The sequence below is a fragment of the Methylobacterium sp. WL8 genome (assembly GCF_008040045.1).
Lineage (GTDB): Bacteria > Pseudomonadota > Alphaproteobacteria > Rhizobiales > Beijerinckiaceae > Methylobacterium > Methylobacterium cerastii.
This window is the reverse complement of record NZ_VRVF01000218.1, coordinates 1-290: the sequence shown is the minus strand read 5'-3', so window position 1 is coordinate 290 and position 290 is coordinate 1. Positions and strand designations below refer to the sequence as shown.

Below are 290 nucleotides of genomic sequence, written 5' to 3'. Positions count from 1 at the left end.
CAACAACGCCAGATACGGCGCAACCAGCGCCCATTCCTCATCGGACACGTCAGAGGGATAGCCGGCACGACCTGCGCTCATGCCCAAAAACGCAAACCACACCCTTTCAGTTCATAACAGCCTCTAGAGCATCTTCTGTGATCTAGAGATTTCAGAAGATGCTCTAGGTCGTGAACCCATAACGGTTGGCACGGTTTGGGCGGTGGGTCGTTGGTTTTCCGAATGGAGGACCGAGGATGGCGCGGTTTGACCTGACGGATGCGGAGTGGGCGGTGATTGAGCCGCTGCTT

At 56.2% G+C, this 290-nt stretch carries 1 pseudogene; it reads right to left on the bottom strand.

Annotated features, from left to right (window positions below):
• Window positions 1-81 (bottom strand): annotated as a pseudogene (locus FV234_RS25985) (IS5/IS1182 family transposase); the annotation flags it as partial.
• Between the last annotated feature and the right edge of the window lie 209 nt (window positions 82-290).